The 25817-nt window shown below is 40.7% G+C and carries 18 protein-coding genes; 5 read left to right on the top strand and 13 right to left on the bottom strand.

From position 1 onward, the window contains the following. Positions 1-33: 33 nt before the first annotated feature. Positions 34-1449 carry a T9SS type A sorting domain-containing protein gene (locus JK629_RS13820; protein WP_202336192.1) on the bottom strand — a complete coding sequence of 472 codons (1416 nt, stop codon included), beginning with the start codon at positions 1447-1449 and terminating at the stop codon, positions 34-36. A 346-nt stretch (positions 1450-1795) separates the two neighbouring features. Continuing rightward, a complete protein-coding gene (gene purL, locus JK629_RS13815) occupies positions 1796-5518 on the bottom strand; it encodes a phosphoribosylformylglycinamidine synthase (RefSeq protein ID WP_202336191.1) in 3723 nt (1240 codons plus the stop codon). 176 nt (positions 5519-5694) lie between these two features. Here purL and JK629_RS13810 point away from each other — a divergent pair, with 176 nt between their 5' ends. Then, positions 5695-8613 carry a GEVED domain-containing protein gene (locus JK629_RS13810; RefSeq protein WP_202336190.1) on the top strand — a complete coding sequence of 973 codons (2919 nt, stop codon included), beginning with the start codon at positions 5695-5697 and terminating at the stop codon, positions 8611-8613. A gap of 72 nt (positions 8614-8685) precedes the next feature. On the opposite strand, the gene JK629_RS13805 is transcribed toward JK629_RS13810, so the two are convergent. Together JK629_RS13805 and JK629_RS13800 are read right to left on the bottom strand one after the other, a co-directional pair. Continuing rightward, positions 8686-9729 carry an endonuclease gene (locus JK629_RS13805; protein ID WP_202336189.1) on the bottom strand — a complete coding sequence of 348 codons (1044 nt, stop codon included), beginning with the start codon at positions 9727-9729 and terminating at the stop codon, positions 8686-8688. A gap of 20 nt (positions 9730-9749) precedes the next feature. Beyond that, a complete protein-coding gene (locus JK629_RS13800; RefSeq protein WP_202336188.1) occupies positions 9750-10961 on the bottom strand; it encodes an RsmB/NOP family class I SAM-dependent RNA methyltransferase in 1212 nt (403 codons plus the stop codon). Positions 10962-11198: 237 nt separating this feature from the next. Between JK629_RS13800 and JK629_RS13795 the strand changes: the two genes are divergently transcribed. Beyond that, positions 11199-12242, top strand: coding sequence for a WD40/YVTN/BNR-like repeat-containing protein (locus tag JK629_RS13795; protein WP_202336187.1), 1044 nt, complete (start codon positions 11199-11201; stop codon positions 12240-12242). A 69-nt stretch (positions 12243-12311) separates the two neighbouring features. Here JK629_RS13795 and JK629_RS13790 read toward each other — a convergent pair whose 3' ends face one another. From JK629_RS13790 to JK629_RS13750, 9 genes are all read right to left on the bottom strand, one after another. Continuing rightward, entirely contained in the window at positions 12312-14012 is a 1701-nt protein-coding gene (locus JK629_RS13790; protein ID WP_202336186.1) for a sodium:solute symporter, read from the bottom strand. Positions 14013-14134: 122 nt separating this feature from the next. Continuing rightward, complete coding sequence (locus JK629_RS13785; protein ID WP_202336185.1) at positions 14135-16627, bottom strand: PIG-L family deacetylase; 2493 nt, start codon at positions 16625-16627, stop codon at positions 14135-14137. Positions 16628-16680: 53 nt separating this feature from the next. Next, positions 16681-17241: a mechanosensitive ion channel domain-containing protein gene (locus tag JK629_RS13780; RefSeq protein ID WP_202336184.1), complete on the bottom strand. Its 561-nt coding sequence runs from the start codon at positions 17239-17241 to the stop codon at positions 16681-16683. Between the two features lie 4 nt (positions 17242-17245). Continuing rightward, complete coding sequence (locus JK629_RS13775; RefSeq protein ID WP_202336183.1) at positions 17246-18181, bottom strand: septum formation inhibitor Maf; 936 nt, start codon at positions 18179-18181, stop codon at positions 17246-17248. A 34-nt stretch (positions 18182-18215) separates the two neighbouring features. Then, positions 18216-18803, bottom strand: coding sequence for a Maf-like protein (locus tag JK629_RS13770; protein WP_202336182.1), 588 nt, complete (start codon positions 18801-18803; stop codon positions 18216-18218). Positions 18804-18833: 30 nt separating this feature from the next. Further along, a complete protein-coding gene (locus JK629_RS13765) occupies positions 18834-19745 on the bottom strand; it encodes a geranylgeranylglycerol-phosphate geranylgeranyltransferase (RefSeq protein ID WP_202336181.1) in 912 nt (303 codons plus the stop codon). A 41-nt stretch (positions 19746-19786) separates the two neighbouring features. Beyond that, positions 19787-20320, bottom strand: a complete 534-nt coding sequence (locus tag JK629_RS13760) for a KdsC family phosphatase (RefSeq protein WP_202336180.1) — start codon at positions 20318-20320, stop codon at positions 19787-19789. Next, entirely contained in the window at positions 20304-21068 is a 765-nt protein-coding gene (locus JK629_RS13755; protein ID WP_202336179.1) for a Rossmann-like and DUF2520 domain-containing protein, read from the bottom strand. Before JK629_RS13755 ends, JK629_RS13760 begins: the two co-directional genes overlap by 17 nt. A gap of 114 nt (positions 21069-21182) precedes the next feature. After that, the gene (locus tag JK629_RS13750) at positions 21183-21770 is read right to left on the bottom strand and encodes a Crp/Fnr family transcriptional regulator (protein ID WP_202336178.1); all 588 of its coding nucleotides are present in this window, start codon (positions 21768-21770) and stop codon (positions 21183-21185) included. An 81-nt stretch (positions 21771-21851) separates the two neighbouring features. On the opposite strand from JK629_RS13750, the gene JK629_RS13745 reads away from it, so the two are divergent. Genes JK629_RS13745 through ccsA form a run of 3 tightly spaced genes read left to right on the top strand, consistent with a single transcriptional unit; the run spans position 21852 to position 25788 of the window. After that, complete coding sequence (locus tag JK629_RS13745) at positions 21852-22139, top strand: hypothetical protein (protein WP_225626047.1); 288 nt, start codon at positions 21852-21854, stop codon at positions 22137-22139. Then, a complete protein-coding gene (locus JK629_RS13740; RefSeq protein ID WP_202336177.1) occupies positions 22140-22547 on the top strand; it encodes a group III truncated hemoglobin in 408 nt (135 codons plus the stop codon). Between the two features lie 58 nt (positions 22548-22605). Continuing rightward, positions 22606-25788 (top strand): cytochrome c biogenesis protein CcsA, encoded by a 3183-nt coding sequence (gene ccsA / locus JK629_RS13735; RefSeq protein ID WP_202336176.1) that lies wholly within the window; start codon positions 22606-22608, stop codon positions 25786-25788. Positions 25789-25817 lie beyond the last annotated feature (29 nt).

Here is a 25817-nt window from a genome sequence, read left to right as displayed (position 1 = left end):
AAACCGATGGGTTTTTTGAGAATAACATGTATTTTATTCCTTGATGAAATGCTTGTTCCAAACTCTATTTCCATCGGTAATACTGCACAGATAGCTTCCGGCTGTTAAGGTTGAAAGATCAATGCCGGAAGATGCCGTCTTGCCCAGGGCCTTACTAAACACCTTTCTTCCTGTTATATCATAAACGGTGACCGACTGTAGCGGGAGGTGGGTATTATTTTCTATTTGGAGTACGTCTGTTACGGGAATGGGATAGAGCACAATATTGGTTTCCTGTGAAATATCTGTTGGTGTGCCAAGCATACTATTGGAAATTCGTACAATACTGCCTACACTATTGTTATCATATGCGGTAAAGAGTCCGCCAGTAAGCAATTTTCCATCTGCCTGCAAGGCAGTGGTAACCCCTATCTGCATGGAGCCTGATAGGCCTGTGCCGGGATCAAATGAGCTGTCCACACTTCCATCGGGGGACAGGCGAACTATCCCACTGTAAGCCGTGCCATCATAGGAGGGAAAACTTCCCGTGGCAAAACTGTAATCGCCTTCCAGCATCAGGAAGTTATAGATGATGCCTTGGGTACCGCTGCCGGGATTAAAGGTAGCGTCCAAGCTGCCATCGGGCTGAAGACGTGCAATGCGTGGCACCGCTGTACCATTAAAGGTATTAAGGAAACCTCCTACCAAAAGCTTTCCGTCAGATTGTAGGCCGAGCGCACGGATTTCCTCGTCGGCGCCTGTTCCGGTATTAAAGGAAGTATCTAAGGAGCCATTCGGGTTGATGCGGGCAATACGGTTCTGCTGGATTCCATTGTATTGGGTAAAATACCCTCCGATGACCACCTTTCCATCGTCTTGAAGTACCGCTGCCAAAACTTCATTATCTGTGCCGGTGCCCGTGTTAAAGGAGGTGTCTATGCTGCCATCCGTATTCAAACGTACAATACCTTTGTAGAGTTGTGAATTGTATGCCTCAAAATAGCCATAGAGAATTATTTTTCCATCGGGCTGCAGCAAAATTCCATACACGCTATCATCGGCGGCATTGGCGGTATTAAAGTCGGTATCCAAGGTTCCGTCAGCCAGCAGTCGGACTACCCTTTGGACAGGTTGGCCATTGTATTCCGTAAACTGTCCCGCAACAATTATTTTTCCATCAGCTTGCACGGCCATGGCGTACACATCGTTATTGAATCCAGTGCCGGTAACAAAGGTGTCATCCAAGGTACCATCATTGTTCAAACGCACAAGATTGGAGACGGGTGTATTATTGTATAGGCTAAACTCACCACCTGCCATTATTTTCTGGTTGGGTAAAACCTTTATGACATACACAAAACCGGAGAAACCTGAACCTTGGTTAAAGGAGGGGTCATACGTGCCATCTTGGGCGTTTGTTGTTAAGGCAAGGGAAAGGAATAAGGACAAAAGTAATATTCTTGTTTTCATAGGGTATGGTTTAAGGATTCGCTTTATAAACCATCGTAACAGGTGAGGAATTGTCATCATTGTTTACTTATTTTTTACATTCGGGACGGGGTGGAGGAGGCTTGTTATTATGTCCATCCCCTATGGTCGCTCCTTTGCAATGACGTTTCCAATGATGTGCAAAACCGTCATTGCGCGACCGGTAGGCGTGGCAATCTCATGAGATTATTTGTTATCATGATTAGAACTACACCACAGACTGCTTCACTTCGCCAAGTTCAGTACAGGCAGTGGCTTCTTTGGTTGCTCCTTCGCAATGACGGTTAACCAAATCAAACAATCCAAACATCCAAAAATCCAATCGGGTTTATTTTGCTTTTTCAATCCACTTTCGCGCATTCACAAGGGCCTCGACCCACGGTGAAACCGCATCATTCTTTCTGTCTTTTGGGTAATACGCCCAGTTCCAAGGAAAAGTAGAACGCTCCAAATGCGGCATCATTACTAAGTGGCGACCAGTTTTATCTGTTATCATTGCGGTGTTGAAATCGCTGCCGTTTGGGTTTGCAGGTAACGCATCGTAGCCGTATTTTGCAACAATATTATAGTGGCTTTCGGCTTTTGGAAAACTGAATTTTCCTTCACCGTGCGCAGACCAAATTCCCAACGTACTTCCCGCAAAGCTGGAAAGCATCACGGAATTGTTCTCTTGAATTTTTACAGAGGTAAACACACATTCAAACTTTCCGGTATCGTTGTGGAGCATTTTTGGTTTTTCGTCATCTTCAGGATTTAAAAGACCGAGTTCCACAAAAAGTTGGCAACCGTTGCAAACGCCCAGGGAAAGTGTATCTTCCTTTGCAAAGAAATTCTTTAAAGCCGTGTTCGACTTTTCGTTATACAAAAACGAACCCGCCCAACCTTTGGCACTTCCCAACACATCGCTATTGCTGAAACCACCAACTGCAACGAGCAGTTTTATATCTTCCAAATCCTCACGGCCTTCAATCAGGTCGGTCATGTGCACATCCTTAACGTCAAAACCTGCAAGGTGCATCATATAAGCCATCTCGCGTTCGCTGTTGCTACCCTTTTCGCGGATAACTGCTGCTTTAGGTCTCAATGTAGCGTTCTCGACTGCGCTCGAACTGACAGGGAGGCTTCCATTAAATTCCTTTGGAAACACAAACTTCAGCGGTTGATTTTTATAATTGTTGAAACGCTCTTTTGCAAGTGTTTCACCACTCTGGTTTCTGTCCAGCAAATATGAAGTTTTATACCAAACATCGCGCATTTCTGAAATGCTGAATTGTAATTTTTCTGAATTATTATTTATTGAAAGCGTTTCGTTTTCGGAAACCCTTCCAATTTTTTTGAAATCAATATTATTTTCAGCGAGCATTTTTTCAACCGAAGCATCTTCCGAAGCTTGAATTACAACCCCACAGTTTTCAGAAAATAATACTTTCACCAAATCAGTTTCACCCAAACCTGAAAGATCCAAATCTGCTCCCAAATTCACATCCGCAAAACATATTTCCAGTAAGGTTGTAATCAATCCACCCGAGGCCACATCGTGCCCGGCAAGGATTTTTTCATCGCGAATTAATTCCTGCAGCGTGTTGAAAACCGTTTTTACATATTCCGCACTTTTCACGGTAGGGGCTTCATTTCCGATGGCATTTAAAATCTGCCCAAAGGAAGAACCGCCCAATTTAAAATCGTCCTGTGAAATATTTATGTAGTAAATGCTGCCGCCATTTCTTTGTAGAACTGGCTCCACAACTTTTTTAATATCATTGCAATTTCCCGCCGCCGAAATAATCACGGTTCCAGGAGAAATTACTTCGCCATCTTTGTATTTCTGCTTCATCGAAAGTGAATCTTTCCCTGTGGGAACATTGATTCCGAGATCAATTGCAAAGTCTGAAACTGCTTTTACGGCCTCATACAAACGCGCATCTTCACCTTCGTTGTTGCAGGGCCACATCCAGTTGGCGGAGAGCGAAACACTTTTTAAACCATCTTTCAACGGCGCCCAAACAATATTGGTCAAAGCTTCAGTAATTGCATTGCGCGAACCTGCGGCAGGGTCAATTAAAGCTGTCAATGGCGAATGACCGATACTCGTGGCTACACCTTCTTTTCCGTGGTAATCCAACGCCATTACGCCGCAGTTATTCAACGGAAGTTGTAGTGGCCCGGCAGTTTGTTGTTTGGCAACGCGCCCCGTAACGCAACGGTCTACTTTGTTGGTAAGCCAGTCCTTACATGCCACGGCTTCCAATTGAAGCACTTGTTCAACGTAATCTTTTATTTTCGAAACTTCGTAATCAGCATTTTTATAATTTCTGTTTACGGTTTTGTCTTTCATTATGGTTTTTGGAGAACTGCCGAACATATCCTCCAAAGCGAAATCCATAGGTTTTTCGCCATTTTCGTTTTCGAAACAGAAACGTTGGTCGCCCGTAACTTTCCCCACTTCATACATTGGGGAACGCTCGCGATCTGCAACTTTCTTCAGTTTCTGGATGTTTTCCTCACCAATTATCAAGCCCATGCGCTCTTGGCTTTCATTGCCCATAATTTCCTTTGCGGAAAGGGTAGGGTCGCCAATAGGGAGTTTGTCCAAATCAATTTTTCCGCCAGTGTCTTCCACCAATTCGCTCAAGCAATTTAGGTGTCCGCCAGCGCCGTGATCGTGAATGGAAACGATTGGATTTTCATCACTTTCCACCATGGCGCGGATGGCGTTTGCGGCACGTTTTTGCATTTCGGGGTTACTTCTTTGTATTGCGTTCAATTCAATTCCGCTGTGAAATTCTCCCGTATCTGCGGAAGAAACGGCGGCGCCACCCATTCCGATGCGGTAGTTATCACCCCCAAGGACTACAATTTTATTGCCTTCCTGGGGTTTGCCTTTTATGGCTTGATTTGCTTTTCCGTAGCCAATTCCGCCCGCGAGCATGATTACTTTGTCATATCCTAACTTGCGAGACCCTTCGACTGCGCTCAGGGTGACATCCTGTTTTTCATCATGTTCAAAAGTGAGCACCGAACCTGCAATTAAGGGTTGTCCGAATTTATTTCCGAAATCGGAAGCGCCATTACTGGCTTTTATCAATATATCCAATGGCGTTTGGTAAAGCCAATCGCGTTCTTTCATTCCTTTTTCCCAAGGTCTTTCCTCATTCAATCGTGAATATGAAGTCATATATACGGCCGTTCCCGCTAAGGGCAAAGATCCTTTTCCACCAGCCAATCGGTCGCGAATTTCACCACCGCTTCCGGTGGCCGCACCGTTAAAAGGCTCTACGGTTGTTGGGAAGTTGTGGGTTTCCGCTTTTAGGGAAATCACACTTTCAAAATCTTTTTCCTCGTACCAATCGGGTTTGTCGCCACTTTTGGGCGACCATTGTTTCACTTTTGGGCCTTTTATAAAAGCGACGTTGTCTTTATAGGCCGAAACAATGTCGTTCGGATTTTCGGCAGATGTTTTTTTAATTAATTTGAATAGGGAGGAGGGCATTTCCTTACCGTCTATCTCAAAAGTTCCGTTAAAGATTTTATGGCGGCAATGTTCACTGTTTACTTGACTGAAACCAAAAACTTCACTATCGGTAAGTTTTCTGTCTAGTTTTTTTGAAAGATTTTCAAGGTATTCAACCTCCTCGGCATTTAGGGCCAACCCTTCTTTTTGGTTATATTCTGAAATATCATCAATTTCCAAAATAGGCTCTGGTTTGATGTGGATATCGAAAATATCCTGATCCAATTGGCTAAATTTCTGCGAAAGCATAGGATCAAAAGTTCCTTTTTCAACCTTATTGCTGTGAAACTCCTCGATACGAATGATTCCCTCAATCCCCATATTTTGCGTAATTTCCACGGCATTGGTACTCCACGGAGTAACCATTGCGGCACGAGGCCCCACAAAAAAATCCGTCGCGTTTGGGGACAGGACGGATTTTGCAATTTTAGGTTGGTTGCCGAAAAGCCACTCCAACTTTTTAGTGTTTTCTTCTGAAATATTTCCGTGGGTTTGGACTGCAAAAACAGTGTTTTGAACGTTGCCAAAAAAGTGAATCATCCTATTGAATATTTGGTGTTTTAGAAGGTTCAAAGATAACCAAATTTGAAGGATTTTTAATCACATAAAAATGTAAGATTTCTGAGTTATCATTTTATAGTAAACTTCTGGTTATTAACAATTAAATTTTAAGTAATATGTCTTACCTTTCATCATCAATTTTTTAAATACATACCATGAAACTAAAAAAATTACTAATTGTAACCTGTATGCTGTTTGGATTGGGAGCATACTCTCAGGAAACTTTTCCGCCGGATGAGGTTATTGTAGGCACTTTTATTAAGAAAACAATCCCTTTAAGGGATTTTGCCCTTCAAGAAGAAAACTTTGACCAAACCGTTAAGGAAATCCGTATTGTACAAAACGGTTCGCGCTACCATGAACAAGTTAATGAAAATGCCTTGCCTTTAGGTATAGACCAAACAGTTCAAAAGAACTTGGGAAATATCCAGACTAGGGCAATTGAACAAAATTTTATTGGTGCCTCTTCCTCCGAGTCGGGTTTTGTTCCGCCCGATCCTACAGGAGCAGTGGGACCAAACCATTACGTTCACGCTGTTAATTCGATCGTAAAGATTTTTGATAAAACTGGTAACCTTGTTGTTGGTCCTGTTGCTTTGGGAACATTTTTAGGCATTGGCACAAATTCCGGAGATCCCATTGTGCTTTATGATCAACTGGCAGATCGATGGTTTGTGAGTCAATTTGGTTCGTTGAATAATTCGCTAGCCATAGGTGTTTCTGAAACCAATGACCCCACAGGCGCCTATAATGTGTATCAGTATACTTTCGGGAGTTTTCCGGATTATCCTCATTATAGCGTATGGCACGACGCGTATTACCTTACTGCCAATATTGGAACCACAAATAAGGTTTATGCGGTAGAAAGAGATGTAATGCTGGCAGGTGGCGCCAGCCCAAAGATTGTGGGCTTCCCACTTCCTGGCGCAACCCAGAATACCAATACGGTTTTAAGTCCGGAGCCAGCAAACCTATTGGGGACAAATTATCCCGCCGATGTTCCTGGATATGTAACTTACCTTCAGGATGATGGATGGTCGGGGGTTACTTTTGATCATTTAAAAGTATGGGAAATTGAACTGGATTGGGTTACAACAAGCAACTCTACAATTTCTGCTCCCTTAGAAATACCCACTGCGCCATTTAATTCAGTATTTGCACCATTTGGAACAGGTGATGTACAACAGCCTGGTACTAGCCAAAAAATTGATATGATTGGCGGTGTTATTTCTTATGCGCCAAACTACAGAAGCTTTGCCGATCACAATAGCTGGGTAATAACCTTTAATACCGATATTGATGGCAATGACACATCGGGTATTCGCTGGATTGAACTTCGGAATGATGCCTCAAACCCTTGGTCCATATTTCAGGAAGGCACTTATGCACCTGCCGATGGAAACAGTCGCTTTATGGGAAGTGCGGGAATGGACGCTGCAGGAAATATTGGCCTTGCCTTTAACATAGCTAGTGGCACCCTAAAAGCGGGAATACGGTACACGGGTAGATTTGATGGGGATCCATTGGGTCAAATGACGGTGGCCGAAACTGAAATTGTTCCCGGTGCGGGTGTTCAGACTTTCACCAATAGGTTTGGTGACTATTCCCATTTAACTTTAGATCCTAACAACTTTACGTTTTGGCATACTGCAGAATATTTTTCTTCGGACAATAACTGGAGAACACAAATTGCTGCATTTACCTTATCTGGAGGTTTTGCCAATGACGTAGGTGTCAATGCGCTAATTCAACCCGAAAACGGAATTCTAACAAATGCTGAAACAGTGGCGGTAAGCATTCGTAATTTCGGAACTGCGACCCAAGCAAATATTCCTTTGGAACTACGTGTGGATGGAAATTTAATAGCAACGGAAACCTTTTCTGGTAGCATAGCGGCAGGTGCTACCGCAAACTATACTTTTTCGCAAACAGTTGACTTGTCAAACTCTGGGCAAACATACACCATTCAAGTAAAATCAAACCTCTCTGGAGATGAGTTTCCTGCGAATGATCAATTCACAAAAGAAGTTACCCATCTTTTGACAAATGACGTGGGAGCAATAGAAATAACAGCGCCAGTTTCGAGTTCTGGTTTGGGTAACGAAACTATCACGGCAACAATAAAAAACTTTGGAGCCAATACGCAGTCAAACTTTGATATACAATATGTCATCAATGGTGGTGCACCTGTAATTGAGACTTTTGCAGGCCCAATTGATTCCGAGGAAGAGGTGAGCTATAGCTTTACACAAACTGCTGATTTTACAGCATTGGGAGTTTATACCGTAACCGTTTCAACTGCTTTAGCGAGTGATCTCAATGCAGCCAATGACTCCGTTACAACTGATGTAGAAAACATTTTATGCCAGCCTGTAATTGATTGTTCTGTTGGAGATGGGTTTCAGTTATTCGCAGTGGCCGAAATAAATAATGCATCAGCTTGCGAGGGTTATGGCGATTTCACAAACCTGGTTGCTAACTTAGCTCCAGACAGTACAAATGAACTGACAGTAACCACAGGGTATGGCGATCAATTTGTGAAAGTTTGGATTGATTTTAATGATGATTCCACATTTTCTCCTAACGAAGTGGTGGTTGACAATGTAGAGATTGCTTCCGGTCAAGGTCAGGGAACCTATACAGTAACCATGGACTTGGTTGTGCCAGCAGGAGCAGCTACTGGTCCACACCGTATGCGCGCAAAGACCAATTGGAATGGCCCTGTACCGGCAGATGCTTGTGAAGAAACTGATTTCGGGGAAACCGAAGATTACACCGCAAATATTGGAACGCTGGGCGTAAACGATTTTTCAATCAGCAAAGGTGATTTGATAATTACTTCAGAAAACAACAAGAACTTTGAAGTAAATTTTATAACGGCCTATGAGGGTAAGGCTTATTTGGCCATTTATAATATGCTAGGGCAACAACTTAAAGTAAAGATGCTAGATAAGATGGGCGATTGCTTTAAAGCAAAACTTGATATGGGTGAAGTGCCAAGTGGGGTTTATCTCGTAAGAATAGGGGGCCAAAACACCAAGTCGTTTAAAACGGCACGAATTATTGTAAAGTAAATTTATAAGTTGATATAATCCTAAAATGAAAAGAGCGGGCATTGCCCGCTCTTTCTATAGTGTTCAATTTATTTATTGCACCATAATTTTTTTGGTAATTTTTCTTTCTGAAGAAACCAGTTCCAAAAGATAAACCCCGCTATTGAGATTAGAAACATCTACTTTCTTTTCAGAAGCATTGAACGTATTAAACAATATTCGTCTTCCTGAAACATCAAAGACTGAATAATGATCGACTGAAAAAGAAGTATTGTCCTTAATCCAAATAATTTCAGAAGTTGGGTTTGGATATATTGAAATATTTTCAGCTATTAATTCTTCGGTTCCCATTAAACCCCAGCGATCTTCCGCCACGGGGCCTCCCCAAATAAGTGTTGCCAAATATGGATTGTCTATAAAAGGATTGCGATTTCCGTACACGGTTTCCAAATGGGGGTTTCGTTGGTCTTCAAAATCTGTAACAGGATCTTCGGCATTCCATTGTAAATAAATTTGTAACATTTCTGTGGAGCCCTGTAGTGCCCCAGTTCCATTTAAAGAGGGATTGCAACGATCGCCATATCTGGTGTACATATACATCATTATTCTTGCCACATCACCTTTCCACTCATCACCAGGGAACCAATTTCCGCTACCCACATTGCCGGCATTTCCAGATCCGGCAGCAAATTTTTTGCTTCCGCGGTTGTTGTTCATTTGTTGGTCGGTGGGTCGAATATTTTGTGGGTCGGCGCCAATTCCTGTAGTTCCATTATCTACATTTCCCATTGAAGGATTTGCGTTTGATCGGGCAAAAGTATGCTCACGGTTGTATTGACAACTGCCACCTCCAAAATCATCCTTGTCACGGCTTCGGTCTGTAGTGCAGCTTCCAGTATCATCATACCCGTAAAGCAATAAAACATTGTTATTGTTTTCGGGATCTTCATCCGTAATTTTCATGGAATCGCGCGTATCGCCATAATTGAAGGATGTGCTTGCATTTTCAATTTTTTGTTGCAGCGCAAAATATAAGTCTTGTCCGGTCAAGGAAAGATTAACATCGTCATAATAAGGCTGTTGGGCAAAAAGGGTTTGTAGGCTTAATAAAAGAAATAGGGTAAATATTTTGTTCATTTTTTAATTGTGTTTTGATATTAATCTTTTTTTTGCAGCAAAGAAATATAAAATCCATCAAATCCGCTTTTGCTGGGCATTATTTTTTCTTCATTTAATAGTGAAAAATCCTTTCCTTCCTCGCGCGCTAAAAATGCTTTTACTTGCATCTCGTTTTCCGAGGGAAGGATGGAGCAGGTTGCATAAACCAATTGTCCGCCGGGTTTTACCATACGTGAGTAACTGTTAAGCAATTCCTTTTGTGTTGCGCGAATGTTGTCCAGAAATTCAGGTTGAAGTTTCCATTTGGCATCGGGATTTCTCTTTAAAACACCCAATCCGGAGCAAGGCGCGTCAATCAAAACCTTATCGGCTTTATCGATTAATTTTTTTATCACCTTCGTAGAATCGATCACGCGGGTTTCAATATTAAAAATATCGTTACGTCTTGCACGGCGTTTCAGCTCGTTCAGCTTGTTTTCATAGATGTCCATTGCAATCAATTGCCCTTTGTTTTCCATCATTGTGGCAATGTGGAGGCTTTTTCCGCCAGCTCCGGCACAGGCATCTATTACGCGCATTCCAGGTTTAGGATCGAGCATTTCCGCCACTTTCTGTGAAGAGGCGTCCTGCACTTCAAACAAGCCATTTTTAAAGGCATCGGTGGTGAACACGTTTGCTCGCTCCTTCAACTTTAAAGCATCGGGATATCCTTTTAAAATCTCGGTTTCAATTTCGAGATCGGCCAATTCATTTTGAAGTTTTTCAACAGTGGTTTTTAGGGTGTTAACGCGCAAGACCACATCGGCCTGTTGGTTTAGCGCAGCAATTTCCTTATCCCACTTTTTGCCCAATTCTTTCTGCCCCAATTCATCTAACCAATCGGGAATGGATTCGCGGTATTTTCTGATTTTTGAAAGTTCGTCAAACTTCCCCTTAATCCTGCGGGTTGGGGTGTCTTCAAATTGTTTCCATGGTGGGATTGCAATTCCGTTCAAGGTTGCCCAAACAGTAAATAACCTGAAAAGATTTGGACGGTCAAAGGGTTCACGAACTTCGGCAATCTCGGCGTACAAACGTTTCCAGCGTACAATATCGTAGGTAGTTTCGGCTATAAAAGCACGGTCGCGGGCACCCCAGCGCTTATCGCGTTTCAAAGTATTTTTCAGAACCTTGTCTGCCTGCTTGTTTTCGTTAAAAATCAAGTGAAGGGAATCTATGGTTGCGAATACTAAATTTCTGTGTAATTTCATTATTATGTTTAATTGGTTGCAAAGGTATCACAATTTTGATTTACTAAATACGAAATGGGAGATACGTGTAAAATTGGAAATATGAAATGAGGAAATACGAAATACAATTTACGATTGTGATTTGAAATTGGGGTCTTCGACTGCGCTCAGACTGACAGTTGGTACTCAATTGTGATTTGTGATTTGGAATTTGTTATTTGGAATTTTAGAATGGTTACTTTTGAAGAAAAAAAAATTATGCGTTTTGTAATTGCCATCTTTGCCACAGTGCTACTTTTTTCTTGTGAAAAGAAAACTGAAATTGAAATCAATTCTGTTCAAATCACGCCCGTCTTTATTGATAGTTTGAGTATTCGTGCCATTCAACCCTTGGATGAAAATAGGGTTTGGTTTGCAGCAGATAAGGGCAAGGTAGGGTTGATTGATGGCGATACTCCCAAATTGGCAATTATAAAATACGGCGATTCGTTGCTGCATTTTCGTTCCATCGCAACCACAAAGGAAGCTGTATTTGTTTTGAGTATTGCCAATCCGGCCGTCCTTTATAAAATTGGCTTTAACGGTACCGAAGCAACAAATATTGAAGAAGTTTACACCGAAAAAGGCGAGAATGTTTTTTACGATTCCATGAAATTTTGGAATGAAAACGAAGGCATTGCTATTGGCGATCCCCTTGAAAATTGTATGTCTGTAATCATAACCCGTGATGGTGGAAATACTTGGAAAAAACTGCCGTGCGAAAACCTTCCCAAGGTTGAAAAAGGCGAAGCTGCCTTTGCGGCAAGTAATAGCAATATTGCCATTTTTGGCGATAATGCCTGGGTAGCCACGGGCGGAAGAAAATCGCGGGTAATGCACACAGCCGATAAAGGAAAAAGTTGGGAAGTTTTTGACACGCCAATTGTTCAGGGCAAAGCGATGACGGGCATTTATAGTATTGATTTTAGGGATGAAAGGCATGGAGTCATTTTCGGTGGAAATTGGGAAGACAAATCATTTAATGAAGGAAACAAAGCCATAACCAAAAATGGCGGTAAAACGTGGAAATTGATTTCCAACGGAAAAGAACCGGGGTATCGATCTTCTGTAAAATTTATTCCCGGAACGGAAGGGCAGGGGATTGTTGCAATCGGCTCACCTGGAATTTCCTTTAGCGGCGATGGAGGAAAGAATTGGAAACAACTTTCAAAAGAAGGTTTTTTTGCTATTGAGTTTGTAAATGATAGCCTTGCTTTTGCTTCGGGAAACAATCGTATTTCGAAGTTGTTATTTAGGAGATAAAGCATTTTTGCCACGAATACACGAATAATTCTACTTAAATATTCGTACATCCAATGGTGGATTTTACACTTATTCTAAAATGATTTCTTCCGAATTGTCATTTTTCGGCAATAAAACCTGCAACAAAACCGCAATCGCCATTACCAAAACACAACCCACCAAATTTAGCCACAGATAAGGCATAAGGTCTATATACCAAAAATAGATAATGATTATCTGGGTGATGAGTGCTGCGATGAAAACCGCTTTGCTGCGTACATATTTTATAAAAAAGGCGAGAAGAAATATACCCAGAACATTTCCGTAGAAAATGGAACCGATAATGTTTACAAGCTGAATAAGGTTATCGAATAAATTTGCGGTACAGGCAACAACAATGGCAATAATTCCCCATAAAAGGGTAAACCCACGCGAAGCAGCCACATAATGCCTTTCACGTTTGCCCGGCACGTTACGTTTGTAAAGATCAATGGTCGTTGTGCTGCCCAAAGCATTTAATTCGGAAGCAGTGGAGGACATTGCAGCACTCAAAATGACGGCCAAGAGCAAACCAATCAACCCCCGCGGAAGGTTGTTGAGAATAAAGTGGATAAAAACGTAATCCTTATCGTTGGTCTCCGCATTTGGATTTGCTTTTTTGATTACGGCTACCGACCGTTCCCGCAACTGTTTTTCGGTGCTGTTAAGAGATTTAATTTCTTGAGCCAAGGTTTGTTTGGCGGCATCGCTTTCCGCTTTGGAATAACTTATTTGCGTTGCTGCCAATTCTTTATCAATGGCTTCTTTTTGTACTTCCAAAGCTTTGTATTCCCCTGCATATTCAGATTTTTTTACATCTTTTACCGCAGCTGGGTTAAAGTGCAAAGGGGAACTGTTGAATTGATAAAAAACAAAAACCATAATTCCCACAAGCAATATGAAAAATTGCATTGGTACTTTTAGCAAGCCGTTCATAATTAAGCCCATTTGGCTTTGCTTGACGCTTCTTCCGGAAAGATAGCGCTGCACTTGGCTTTGGTCTGTACCAAAATAGGAGAGGGCCAGAAATGATCCGCCAATAATTCCGCTCCAAAAAGTATAGCGGTTATCAAAATCAAAAGAAAAATCGAGGATGTCCATTTTGCCATTGGCACCTGCAATTTCAAGTGCTTTGGAAAACGAAATATCAAGTGGAAGATAATTGAGAATTAAAAGAAAAGCAATCAACATTCCGAAGAAAATAACAGCCATTTGCTGTTTTTGGGTAACGCTCACGGCCTTTGTGCCGCCGCTCACGGTATAGATAATCACAAGAACACCTATGATGATATTCAAATAAATTAAATTCCAACCCAATACAGCTGAAAGTATGATGGAGGGTGCAAAAATGGTGATGCCGCAGGCTAAACCACGCTGTATCAAAAATAGGATTGCAGTAAGTGTCCGTGTTTTTTTGTCGAAACGGCTTTCTAAATATTCATAAGCAGTGTAAACGTTGAGTTTATGATAAATCGGGATAAAAACCAAACAGATAATTACCATCGCAATGGGCAATCCAAAATAGAATTGTACAAAGCCCATTCCGTCGTGAAAGGCTTGTCCGGGGGTGGATAGAAAGGTGATGGCGCTGGCCTGGGTAGCCATAACACTCAGCCCAATAGTCCACCAATGCGCTGTGTTTCCGCCTTTTAAATAATCACCAACGTCCTTTTGCTGGCGTGATTTCCAGGTGCCGTAAAGCACGATAAAGAGAAGGGTCCCGATTAAAACAATCCAATCAATCTGCTGCATTTAGGCGAAGTTTTGCATTAATAAATAAAACAGATAGATATATACAGCATTAAGCAGAAGTACAACTGTGTACTTCCACTTCCAAACAAATTTTTGTTTTTCTTCGGTCACGTTTTTTTAAATTATTTTCCGATTGAAAGCATATTGGCAAACAATCGGTAAGCTCCGGGAACGCCAGCGGGAAGTTCGCGGAAAAAGCTCAATCCCGTATAAATATAATATCCTTTTCCGTATTTGGCCACAAGGAGTGAGCCTTTTGTTTGGCTTTCCCCTTTGTCATTCATACCTAAAATTGGGGTAAACTCTTTGGACCATTCGTTAGGAAAATACAAGCCGCGTTCCTGTACCCAGCCTTCAAAATCGTTTTGTGTTATTTTGTTGGGTGTATTTAAAATAGGATTTTCTGGCGCCAATATTTTTACTTCTGAAAATTCATCGGTAACCCGATCGCGCGATAATTTCAGTTCATAAGGCGCAAGGTTTTCGGTAACCAACCCGCGACTGGTATTGTACTGCACGATAAGCGTTCCGCCGTTTTCCACATATTTATTAAGGTAATTTTGTGCAAAAGCGAGTTCGGGAACGGTGTTGTAGGCACGAATTCCAACAACAATGGCATCAAACCTTTGAAGGTTTTCCGTTGTAATATTTGAAGGGTCAATTGTAGTAACTGAATAGCCAATTTGCTTCAAGCTTTCCGGAATAGCATCGCCTGCGCCGTTAATGTAGCCAATGTTCTGCCCCTTTTTCTGAATGGCAATTTTGGCAACTTTCGCTTCGGATGGTAATAACACGCTTTGGTATGGAATGTGATCATAATCGATGGTTACCAATTCCCTGTCAAATATTTTTCCGTCGGCATTTATAATTGGTTTTAAAAAACCTTCACTTTGACCGTTGGGCGGAGTTACCGTAAAATTAAAGGTTTTCGTTTCACCATTCCGTTCAAGCTGGAATGTTTGCTGTGCTGGCGTTACTTTCCAGCCTTCGGGATGTTGCAAACTCAGGCTTCCTGAAATATCGTCTTTTCCAGCGCGGACAATTACCGAAACATTTTCTGCATCATCGCTTGCAAATATCAAGACTTTGTCGGGGATGGAAGCAGTTACTTCTGGCAACACCTCCAACGGACGGTACACTTCGCCTTTTACGGGGTCGTTGAATTTGTAAATTATATTTTTCGTGAATGGAATTGTACTATTCCCGAATTGTAATTCAAAAGTAATTTCTTCCAAAGCAGGCGTTTCGGGCAGTCCAATCAGGGCTTCGGGTGCAGCGTACATTCCAACGCTTCCCTTTTCATTGAGCCAATAGGGTGAGGAGTAGGGAGGATTGTTATTTCCGGCAGTAACAGTTATTTCAATGTTTTTCTTATTATTAAAAGGAAGAACTTCAGAAGAATTCCAAAGCTCTTTTCCTTCAGAATTTTTCCACGATTTTAAAACCACTTCTGCATTTCCACGGTTTACGGCTTCAAGAGTTACTTCAAAATTTTCTCCTGGATTGATTGTATTTGTTTTGGAAACCGCTTCAATAAAAATGCCGCTACAATCTAAAATTAGTTGTTTTAGTTGCTTTAGCTTGATATTTCGCCAATGTTCATCCTTTATATTTGAAACCAATGGATAGGCTTTCAAAAGCTGGGGTAACATTTCCGAAGGATTTTTAAAATTAAAGCTTTCTTCCAAAGGATTCAAAATTGCCCCAATTTCCTTTCCATTTTCCAGTCGTGACCAAGTTGTATTTATTCCTTCGAAAAGGTCGTTATCTGATGGTTTGCTTCCTTTCAACAGTTCCAAGTATTCCGTTTCGGTGCCACGGGAGCCTGTGCTGCCAAAGCCTTGCGATTTGTGCATGCTGCGGCTCAACGAGGCTATTTCACCATTTGAAAGACCGAGCGCTGGGAAATAGTTGCCAGTTTCAATAGAGACGAGGTTTTTCTTATCGGCCTTTTCAAATTTCTCTTGGCTTCCATAAAACCACCACGAAGTATTAAAAAATAGTCGCTGTGGTTTCCACACCCCATATTCCGCAGCGGATTTTGGAAATTTTGAAGCATTGTCAACCATATCAAAAGCCTCCAAGCTCAACATGGCCGAAGCTGTGTGATGGCCGTGTGTGCTGCCGGGACTGCGATGGTCAAAACGATTTACAATAATATCCGGTTTGAATTTTCGGATGGTCATAACCACATCGCTCAACACTTCGTTTTTGGTCCAAAATTCAAAGGTTTCATCTGGATTTTTGCTGTAGCCAAAATCATTTGCTCGGGTAAAAAATTGCTGTCCACCATCGGTCTTTCGAGCTGCCAAAAGTTCCTGCGTTCGGATAACGCCCAAAAGTTCGCGTAGCTCAGGACCCACTAGATTTTGTCCGCCGTCGCCACGGGTTATGGAAAGATAGGCAGTATTTGCGTGCACATCGTTAACCAAATAGGAAATGAGCCGCGTGTTTTCATCATCAGGATGTGCTGCGATATAAAGTGCGGAGCCTACAAAATTCAATTTTTGAAGGTTGTGGTAAATTTCAGAAGCGGTAGGTTTTTTTGGCGCTTGTGCAACGGCGACTAACGAAAAAAATAAAAATAGAAGACGGAAAAAAAATGGTTTATGCATAAAATTTAAGTGCTGATTTATTCAAAACCCTTCAAAGATACTTATTTGTGAAATTATTCGTGGGGAAGGCCTTCCTTATTTTTATCGAGTTCATGTTGCTGTTCGTGAAACGCTTCGGCCTTTACAATGCTTACCCCTTTTTGGAGCATCATGCTGTTAGGATAGGTAACTATTTCATTATCTTTTGTGTGTAAAATAATGTGAAAGGTTTTAATGTCTTCTATAATGCCTTCGCAGGGCATTTCTTTGTCATGTATTTTTATATAATCACCAATTTTATAGGGAAAGGTGAAAAACATAATCACACCACTTGTAACATTGCTGAGTATTGACCATTGCGCAAAAAAGGCAATTCCAATAACCGCAAAAACTGACGACATCACCAGTCCCAAATTTCTAAAATCCACTCCCCAAATAAGGATGAGGCCCAAAACCATCAGAAAGAAAACAGCAAAGTCCACGTGTTTCATGATTAAACCTGTACGGTGCTCCAACCGTTCTATTTTTTTGGCAAAGTTACGTACGGTTCTTTTGAGCATCAACCTTAAAAATAGCAATACCAGAATCAATACGGCAGATTCTATAAGTTGAAGGGTGTGTTCTTGGATATTCATGTTTTTATTTTAGTTGCAGCGAATCCCGCAAGTTTAAGTGTGCGTTGGCATTTTTTTTCCAATAATCACTTTTTATCCTTTTCAGTTTTGTGGCAGTGGTTTTTAAACGCAGCGTATCGTTTTGGTCTGCAGCGTTAATTTCTTCCCACTTTTCGATTTCATAAGGAAATGTACTGTTGAAAAAGAGCATTAATTGCCGCTGTAAATCAGGGTAGTTTAAGGTATAAATGGTTATGGAATCACCTTGTTTTAAACTGGCGAAAGCATTATGCTCTTTAATTTCCTTGTGCCTAAGCCTCAAATATTCAAACGAAGGGATGATCATCACATCGCCGGTAGGCAACTCTTCAGGGTTAATTCTTATAAGGTTCCAAAGCTCGTTTTCCAAATAGGTTTTTGGCAAAGAAATTTCTTGGTCAGCTTCGCCTTGAAAATAGGAGTGACTTTCAATTTCAAACTCTGCACGGTTGTTAAGCTGCATATACACTTGTCCGCACCATTCTTGTACACTGTTCGTGATTTTTAGCGGATGTTCCTTTTCGGAAATTGGGCTGAAGGTGCTCGTCATTATTGAGTACGGATAGATGCCGGTATTGAAATTCTTCATTTGGTTCAATTTCATTACAGAAATATTTTCTTCGGAAACATTGTTTGCCTTTACCTGTGCATCGGGCAGAAAATCTTCAGTAACAAAAATATTAACTGCACTTCCTTCACGAATTTCGCCATAGCGCTCCTGCATTAGACTATACGAAGTAATTTCTGCAGTACCGCTGTACCAATATTCTTTAAATTCTTTTGAAATGTTACGCGGTGTTGCGGTTTTGGAGGTTTCTTTTTTAGCTGAAATGGGTTGTGAATCACTTTTTTCTTCGGAAGCATTGCAGCCGCTTATCACGTATAAAATAACGAAAAGAGGGATGAATTTGAAAAGGTTCATTATCAGAAGAATTTTGCTCAAAAATAACACAAATTCAACGGTTGGCAATCTGGGTTAACGTTTTATAAACAAGTCGCGTGGGAAGTCCCATAACGTTGAAATAGCAACCTTCAATTTTTTCGATGCCAATGTATCCTATCCACTCCTGAATACCATAGCTTCCCGCTTTATCAAAAGGTTTGTAGTTTTTTATGTAGAAATCAATTTCTTCATCGGAAAGCTTCTTGAACCAAACTTTTGTGACATCGTTTACGGTAATCTGAAAATCTTTGGATGTAAAACATACCGAAGTAATGACCTCGTGCATTTCCCCGCTCAAATTTTGAAGCATAGCTTTTGCATTTTCAAAATCTTTTGGTTTTTCAAGCGCTTTTTCGTCTTTCCAAACAATGGTGTCGCTGGTAATGAGAATATCATTTTCGTTCAAATTTGTAAAAACTGATGCTTTAAGTTGTGAAAGATAATCAGTTATTTGTGAGCTAGTTAAATGATTGGGATAGGTTTCCTTAATTTCTTTTACCTTGATGGTATAGTCTAAATTCAATTCCTTGAAAAAAGCTTGCCTTCTGGGCGAACCGGAAGCGAGAATTATGTTGTAGTTTTTCAGTTTTTCGCGAAGCATTTTAAGTTTCTGGTTTCTGAATTCTTGTTTCTATAAAGTTATAAATCGATACAACGGAATAGTGCATATTCCCAAAAACATGATAAATTTTAAGAGTTTTGAAAGCAATCCGTATTCCTTTGGCGTATTCGCATCCCAAGCTTTTATACAAAAATAGAGCAGTGGGGCAACAATGGCAAAGAGAAAGTAAAGCAGCAAAATTTGTTGGCTATACAAATGTTCGTACATATAAAGCACGACCCCCAAAGTGATTAAGACTCCCAAAACAAAAACAATCGTAATGGTTCTTTTTCGTCCTAACGCAATGGGCAATGTATTCATTCCAGCTTTTTTGTCGCCGTTAATGTCTTGTAGGTCCTTTACAATTTCACGAATAAAATTTATGGAAAAGGCAAACAATGCATAATGCAAAAGTATTTTAAAAACAGCCGATTGTCCAGCTTGGTTTTGCGGGGTTATAATTGGAAGCAAATCAAAAAGCGCCACAATTATAAGACTCATAGCAACTAAGGCGGAAACCAAGAGATTTCCAATAAGCAGCATTCCCTTCAAATATGAGGCATAGAGGTAAAGAAGTGCAGAAATACCTATAAAAAGTGCCGCAAAGCCTGGTTTCCCAATAACGTTTGAAAGATAAAAACCTATAGCAACGCCTATAATGTTTAATATTATAAAAAGTCGGTTGGAGTTTCGCTCGGAAATCTTTTTTCCGATTAAAACCTTATTGGGTTTATTGACCTTGTCAATTTCAACATCGTAAATATCGTTAATAATATTTCCGGCTGCTGCAATGCAGAGTGTAGCCATTACCAATAATGAAAACCCAAAATTGTTTAGTGTCGTTTCAACACCAAAGGAAGTGAAAAGACCATATTTAATAAAAATCTGCACTAGGGCTAAAAACAACAGATTTTGATAACGGATGAGTTTTAAATATTCCAAGATTTCAGGCTTTTCGTTGTGAGTTTTGTTTCGGGAATGGGTTAATCATATTTTGCGCTCACACCCTTTGTAGGCATCCACTTTTCCTGAACTTTCAATACTTGCTCAATAACATCCCGAACGCAGCCTTTGCCGCCTTTTTTGTGTGAAACATACTTGGATATTGCCTTGATTTCCTGAACCGCATCCTGCGGACAAGTAGGTAGGCCAACCTTGTGCATAATTTCATAATCGGGAAGATCATCGCCCATAAATAAAGTGTTTTTTGGCTTTAGGTTGTTGGTGTTTAAGTAATCTTCTAAGATTTTGATTTTATTGTGGACTCCCAAAAAGATATCTTTCACGCCCAGATTTTGAAGCCGAATGCGCACGCCTTCATTGGAGCCACCTGAGATAACGCAGACATTAAAACCTTGTTCGACAGCCGTTTTAAGTGCGTAGCCGTCTTTAATGTTCATGGTCCGGAACATTTCACCTTGTGTGTTCACTTGAATTGTACCGTCTGTTAGGACGCCGTCCACATCAAAAATGAAGGTGGTTATGTGTTTTAGATATTCTTTATAGCTTTTTTCCATATTTCTGGCTTAATTGCTCTGTAAATAGTTCGTAGAGTTTTGTGTAAGGACTGTCAGCCAACAAATGTAAATGTTTTTCAATAGTTTTTTTGTCGTTTCTTTTTGCCGGCCCTGTTTGCGCTTCTTCGGGTGAAAGGGTTTTAATTTTTGATGCGGTTTCAGCAATTAGCGGTTTCAGCAAATCAAACGGCAAATCGTCCTCGTTTAAAATTTCACTTCCTATTTCATATAAATGGTTTACGAAATTGTTTACAAACACCGCGGCAAGATGGAGCTTGGCTCTTTTTTCCGAAGAAATTTCAGCTACATTTTTTGAAATGGTTTTGCCCAACTTTTGCAACGTTTCCAAATCGTTGGAGTTTTCAGCTTCTATGCAAATGGGAATCTGTTCAAAATCAATTTCCCGTTGCTTGGAAAAAGTTTGTAGCGGATAGAAGACACCCCGTCGGTTTTTTGAAGAAAGCACGTTCAGTGCAGCGCCGCCCGAAGTGTGGACTACCAATTTATTTTGAAATAAAAGTGATTCGGAAAATGTTGAAATGGCGTCATCGGGAATCCCGATTATATAAACATCTGCATCGGCAATTTTTGATATTTCATCTGTAAACGGAATTTTTTCAAATGGCGAAATCATTTTGACGTAATTTCTGTTAAAGACCTGTTTAACAGAAACTTCAGAACTATTCTTTAAAGCATTGAGTAAATGCGAGTTCACATTTCCGAAGCCTAAGAAAACCACCTTTGTCATAGTGCGAAGTTAGCGGTTTTTAGAAAAAAAGAATAGAGAAAAATGAATAAAGAAAGATGTGATTTAAAATTCTTGTTACTATATAAACTCGTCCTTTCCCTTTTCTTTTAATTTTCAACGAAACACTTTGTGTTTTATCAATTTTATCTCGCCGTCCTGCTCTAGCTGTTTTATGGCACGGATCACAGTTTCAACCCGCTGTCCTGTTAAATCTGCAATTTGTTGACGGGTCAATTCCACTTGGAAAAGTCCATCGGAGCCATATTTTCGTTTTAAAAAATCTATTAGAGCTAAAATACGATGTTCGGGAGGATGTACTGAGATTTCCTTTAAAATGGTAGCCTTGTAATAAAGCCGTTTTGCAAGCGCTTTGGTAAATTTTAGGTTGACTTCGGGGTTTTCGGTAAGCAATTCAAACAATTTTGTTTTGCTTAATTTGTAAAGCTGTGTTTGCTTTACGGCAGAAGCGGAGGCCGGATATTTAAAATCACCCAGCAATGGTGGTTCACCGAAGCTTTCCCCATCATAAAAAATACCCTGCACAAATTCTTTTCCCTGTTCGTTAAGATTGAACATTTTTACCTCGCCGGTCTTAATCTGAAAATAGAAATCGGCCCGTCTCTTTTCGTGAAGGATTATTTCCGAAGCATTAATGTTTTCAAGTGTTGCGCTGTAATTCAATAGTAGATTTTCGGGAATCATTTCTTTATGATTTGCCTCATAAAACAAGGCCTGTTTCGCATGGTAAATTTACATCTTAAAATTCAAAACCCTATTTATAATATGAAAACACTTTCAATCAAAACCTTGCAAAAAGAATTTGAGAACGATTTTTACATGTATATTCCGCTGACCATTATTTTGAACAGCTGTATTGGCTCTATTGCCGCTATGACGGTGTTAGCCCAGGGAACCGGAATCGTTTCAGGGGTTGAGCTAACCATCTGTGTGGCTTTATGTATGGGATATAATGCAGCGTTGTTAGCGGGTTCAAACCGAAAATTTTCTTTTTGGTTACTTATAGTGAGCCTAATTGCAAACTTGCTGCTGATTTTGATAACTTTGCTATAGATGAAAAAGAAAATAGAGTCCCGAGAAGATGTGTCTTTGCTGGTAAGAACGTTTTATTCAAAAATTAGAAAAGACGCACTTCTAGGGCCTATTTTTAATGGAATTATCACCGATTGGGAAACTCACTTAGAATTGCTGACCGATTTCTGGGAGACAAATCTTTTCTTTAAAAGAAAATACTTCGGAAACCCTATGCACGCTCATATTGAGGTAGATAAAAAAGTGGGTGGTGCCGTTAACGAACTGCACTTTGGGACGTGGATCAACCTTTGGCATGAAACCATTGATGAGCTTTTTGAAGGCGACACAGCCAATGTTGCTAAAAATCGTGCCCGAAACATGGGAACTTTCATACATCTGAATATTTTCAACGCCAGAAAAGAAGACTTAAAAAACGGCAATAGTTAACAGATTTCAGTAGTCTAAATGGGTGCAATTCCTTATTTTTGCGCCAAAATTTCCTATAATGCAAAAAAAGATTGCTTCCGTTCTTTTCTCTACCCGTTTAACAGCCGTTTTATTTATCGTTTTTGCAGCAGCTATGGCCGCTGGAACCTTTATGGACGCCGACTCCCAAAGCCCGCCAACGGCCTATACACGTGAACTTATATACAATGCTTGGTGGTTTGAGGCAATAATGTTGCTTTTTGTAATCAACTTTGTGGGGAATATTTTTCGCTATAATCTTCACAAGCGAAAAATGTGGGCTTCGTTAATGCTCCATTTGGCTTTCATTTTAATAATTATTGGTGCTTTCGTTACGCGCTATATTGGTTTTGAAGGAGTAATGCACATTCGAGAAGGGCAAACGGAAAACACTATACTTTCTGAACAATCATATTTGGATGTTTTTATCGATGGTGACTATGTGATTGATGGAGTGGCGCAACGTAGAAAATTAAAACCAAAAGCATTACGACTTTCTGAAAAACTGGACAACGATTTCATCATAGAAACCGATTACAATAACCAACCGGTAACCATCAAATTTAAAGAATTTATAAAAGGTGCCGTAGAGGGTCTTACGCCCAGTGACAATGGGGAAGAATATATAAAGATAGTGGAAGCGGGTGATGGCGAGCGTCATGACCATTGGGTGAAAGTAGGAGAAGTTTCAAGCATCCACAACATTCTATTTGCAGTTAACGAGCCTACGGATGGGGCAATTAACATCACCTATTCCGAAGATGGCAATTATACTATTTCCAGCCCTTTTGAAGGTGATTATATGATAATGGCAGATCAATCTCAAGGAAAAGTGGTTGCAGACAGCGTACAGCCCTTTAACCTTCGCTCTCTTTACCGTATGGGCGGCATTTCATTTGTAATTCCTGAGCCTGTCACCAAAGGAGAGTTTGGTGTTGTTAAGGCAGCCGCAGATCAACCCAGCAATCAAGACGCACTTATCCTTAAAATAGCTTCTGGCGATGAATCAAAAACCATTGCAATGCTCGGCGGCAAGGGAACAGCTCCCAATCCTGTTGAAACTGAAATCGCAGGGTTAAAGGTTTATACCAGTTATGGCTCAAAGGAAATTGAGCTTCCATTTAGCATAACCTTAAACGATTTTATTGCCGAAAAATATCCCGGTACCGAAAAAGGATATTCTTCCTTCAAAAGTAAAGTCACCGTCATTAATGAGGACAAGACCCATTTTGATACAGATATTTTTATGAATAATGTGCTCGACCACGAAGGCTACCGTTTTTTCCAGTCTGGTTTTGATCCAGACGAAGGCGGAACCATTCTCTCGGTAAACCATGATTGGTGGGGAACTTGGATTACCTATATCGGTTATTTTTTCCTTTATTTCGGCTTGATGGCCATTCTGTTCAGTAAGCATAGCCGTTTTGGAAAATTGGAAGAGATTTTAAAAAGAATAAAGCAGAAAAAGAAAAGTATGATCACTATTTTGGTGCTGCTTTTTTCGCTTTCTGGAATTGCACAGCACCACGGCTCCCCAGCCCATAAAGCAGTGCCAAAGAAGCAAATTGACTCATTGATAAAAGCAAATGCGGTGAGTAAGGAGCATGCGGCAAAATTTGGCCATTTAATAATTCAGGATAACGGGCGGATGAAACCCATCAATACTTTTGCAAATGAGCTTTTGCGAAAGATTAGTAGAGATGAAAATTATGAAGGCTTGGATGCTAACCAGGTTTTCATCTCTATGGCGGAGTTTCCAAGACTTTGGGTAGAAGTGCCGCTGATTGCTTTAAAAAGAGGCAATGACAGTATTCGCCACGTAGCCGGTGTTCCCGAAGGCCAAAAGGATATTGCCCTGCTTGACCTTTTTGATGAAAAAGGAAATTATAAGCTGGAGCCTTATTTGGAAGCTGCAACACGTACCAATACACCCAATCAATTTCAAAAGGATTTTATACGCGCCCACGAAAACTTTTCACTTTTGAATGCCGCCCTTAGCGGAAGTATTCTGAAAATCTTTCCCATTCCAGATGATGAAGGCAATAAATGGGTTTCCTATCCCGAATTGGGAGAGGCCAATCTTAAGGGAATGGATTCGCTTTACGCCAAAAATATTTTGCCGCTATATTTCGACAGCTTGAAAAAGGCAAGGGAAACTGGCGATTATACGCAGGCGGATGAATTTTTGGAAAGTATAACCAATTTCCAGAAAAAATATGGCGAAGAAGTAATGCCTTCAGAAAACAAACTCCGTGCGGAAACTATTTATAACAAAGCAGATATTTTCAACAGGCTTTATAAGTATTTTGCCATTTTCGGAATCTTGATGATGGTTTTTATTATTGCACAACTTTTCAAGGATCGAAAAATACTTCGCACCCTCATCAAAGGTTCAAAAATAATAATGTGGATTTTCTTTGCTGTGATGACATTAGGTTTGGCATTGCGCTGGTATATAAGTGGTCATGCCCCTTGGAGTGATGCGTATGAATCTGTAGTCTATGTGGCTTGGGCTACCATTTTCTTTGGATTGGCTTTCGGAAGAAAGAGTGATTTAACTGTAGCAGCCACGGCTTTTGCAGGAGCAATCATACTTTGGGTTGCTCACGAGAACTGGTTGGATCCATCAATTTCTACTTTACAGCCGGTCTTGGACAGTTATTGGCTAATGATTCACGTGGCAGTGATTGTTATGAGCTACGGACCTTTTACGTTGGGTATGATCTTAGCGGCGGTATCATTGTTTCTTATGATTTTTACCACAAAGGGCAATTACAAAAAGATGGAAATCAACATCAGCGAATTAACCGTTATCACTGAAATGGCGCTGACGGTTGGCTTGGTTTTACTCACTATTGGGAACTTTTTGGGGGGCCAATGGGCCAATGAAAGTTGGGGGCGCTATTGGGGCTGGGACCCGAAGGAAACTTGGGCCCTTATAAGCATTATGATTTATGCATTTGTAATCCACGCACGTTTGGTTCCCGGACTTCGCGGCCGATGGACGTTCAATGTTTTGGCAATGTTTGCCTACGCCTCAATTATGATGACTTATTTTGGAGTGAATTTTTATCTAAGTGGTTTACATTCCTATGCAAGTGGCGATGCGCCAGCAACACCCACTTTTGTTTGGTGGATCACACTATTTGCAGCCATTTTAAGTACGGTTGCCTATTTTAGGTATAGGAAATTTTATGGCAAGAAGAAGAAAAGGTTGAAGTAAAAAAAGGGGTGAACGAATGTTCACCCCTT

This window comes from Aequorivita iocasae, assembly GCF_016757735.1.
GTDB classification, from domain to species: Bacteria; Bacteroidota; Bacteroidia; order Flavobacteriales; family Flavobacteriaceae; genus Aequorivita; species Aequorivita iocasae.
Note: the sequence above shows the minus strand (reverse complement) of the source record. Positions and strands in the feature narration are given on the sequence as shown.

Bases quoted from the DNA above. Each gene is read 5' to 3' on its own strand.
- purL (WP_202336191.1), bottom strand. From the start codon at position 5,518: ATGATTCACTTTTTTGGCAACGTTCAAAACACTGTTTTTGCAGTCCAA.
- JK629_RS13780 (WP_202336184.1), bottom strand. From the start codon at position 17,241: ATGAATATCCAAGAACACACCCTTCAACTTATAGAATCTGCCGTATTG.
- JK629_RS13790 (WP_202336186.1), bottom strand. From the start codon at position 14,012: ATGCAGCAGATTGATTGGATTGTTTTAATCGGGACCCTTCTCTTTATC.
- JK629_RS13745 (WP_225626047.1), top strand. From the start codon at position 21,852: ATGAAAACACTTTCAATCAAAACCTTGCAAAAAGAATTTGAGAACGAT.
- JK629_RS13775 (WP_202336183.1), bottom strand. From the start codon at position 18,181: ATGAACCTTTTCAAATTCATCCCTCTTTTCGTTATTTTATACGTGATA.
- JK629_RS13800 (WP_202336188.1), bottom strand. From the start codon at position 10,961: ATGAAATTACACAGAAATTTAGTATTCGCAACCATAGATTCCCTTCAC.
- JK629_RS13820 (WP_202336192.1), bottom strand. From the start codon at position 1,449: ATGAAAACAAGAATATTACTTTTGTCCTTATTCCTTTCCCTTGCCTTA.
- JK629_RS13755 (WP_202336179.1), bottom strand. From the start codon at position 21,068: ATGACAAAGGTGGTTTTCTTAGGCTTCGGAAATGTGAACTCGCATTTA.
- JK629_RS13795 (WP_202336187.1), top strand. From the start codon at position 11,199: ATGCGTTTTGTAATTGCCATCTTTGCCACAGTGCTACTTTTTTCTTGT.
- JK629_RS13805 (WP_202336189.1), bottom strand. From the start codon at position 9,729: ATGAACAAAATATTTACCCTATTTCTTTTATTAAGCCTACAAACCCTT.
- JK629_RS13770 (WP_202336182.1), bottom strand. From the start codon at position 18,803: ATGCTTCGCGAAAAACTGAAAAACTACAACATAATTCTCGCTTCCGGT.
- JK629_RS13750 (WP_202336178.1), bottom strand. From the start codon at position 21,770: ATGATTCCCGAAAATCTACTATTGAATTACAGCGCAACACTTGAAAAC.
- JK629_RS13785 (WP_202336185.1), bottom strand. From the start codon at position 16,627: ATGCATAAACCATTTTTTTTCCGTCTTCTATTTTTATTTTTTTCGTTA.
- JK629_RS13740 (WP_202336177.1), top strand. From the start codon at position 22,140: ATGAAAAAGAAAATAGAGTCCCGAGAAGATGTGTCTTTGCTGGTAAGA.
- ccsA (WP_202336176.1), top strand. From the start codon at position 22,606: ATGCAAAAAAAGATTGCTTCCGTTCTTTTCTCTACCCGTTTAACAGCC.
- JK629_RS13810 (WP_202336190.1), top strand. From the start codon at position 5,695: ATGAAACTAAAAAAATTACTAATTGTAACCTGTATGCTGTTTGGATTG.
- JK629_RS13760 (WP_202336180.1), bottom strand. From the start codon at position 20,320: ATGGAAAAAAGCTATAAAGAATATCTAAAACACATAACCACCTTCATT.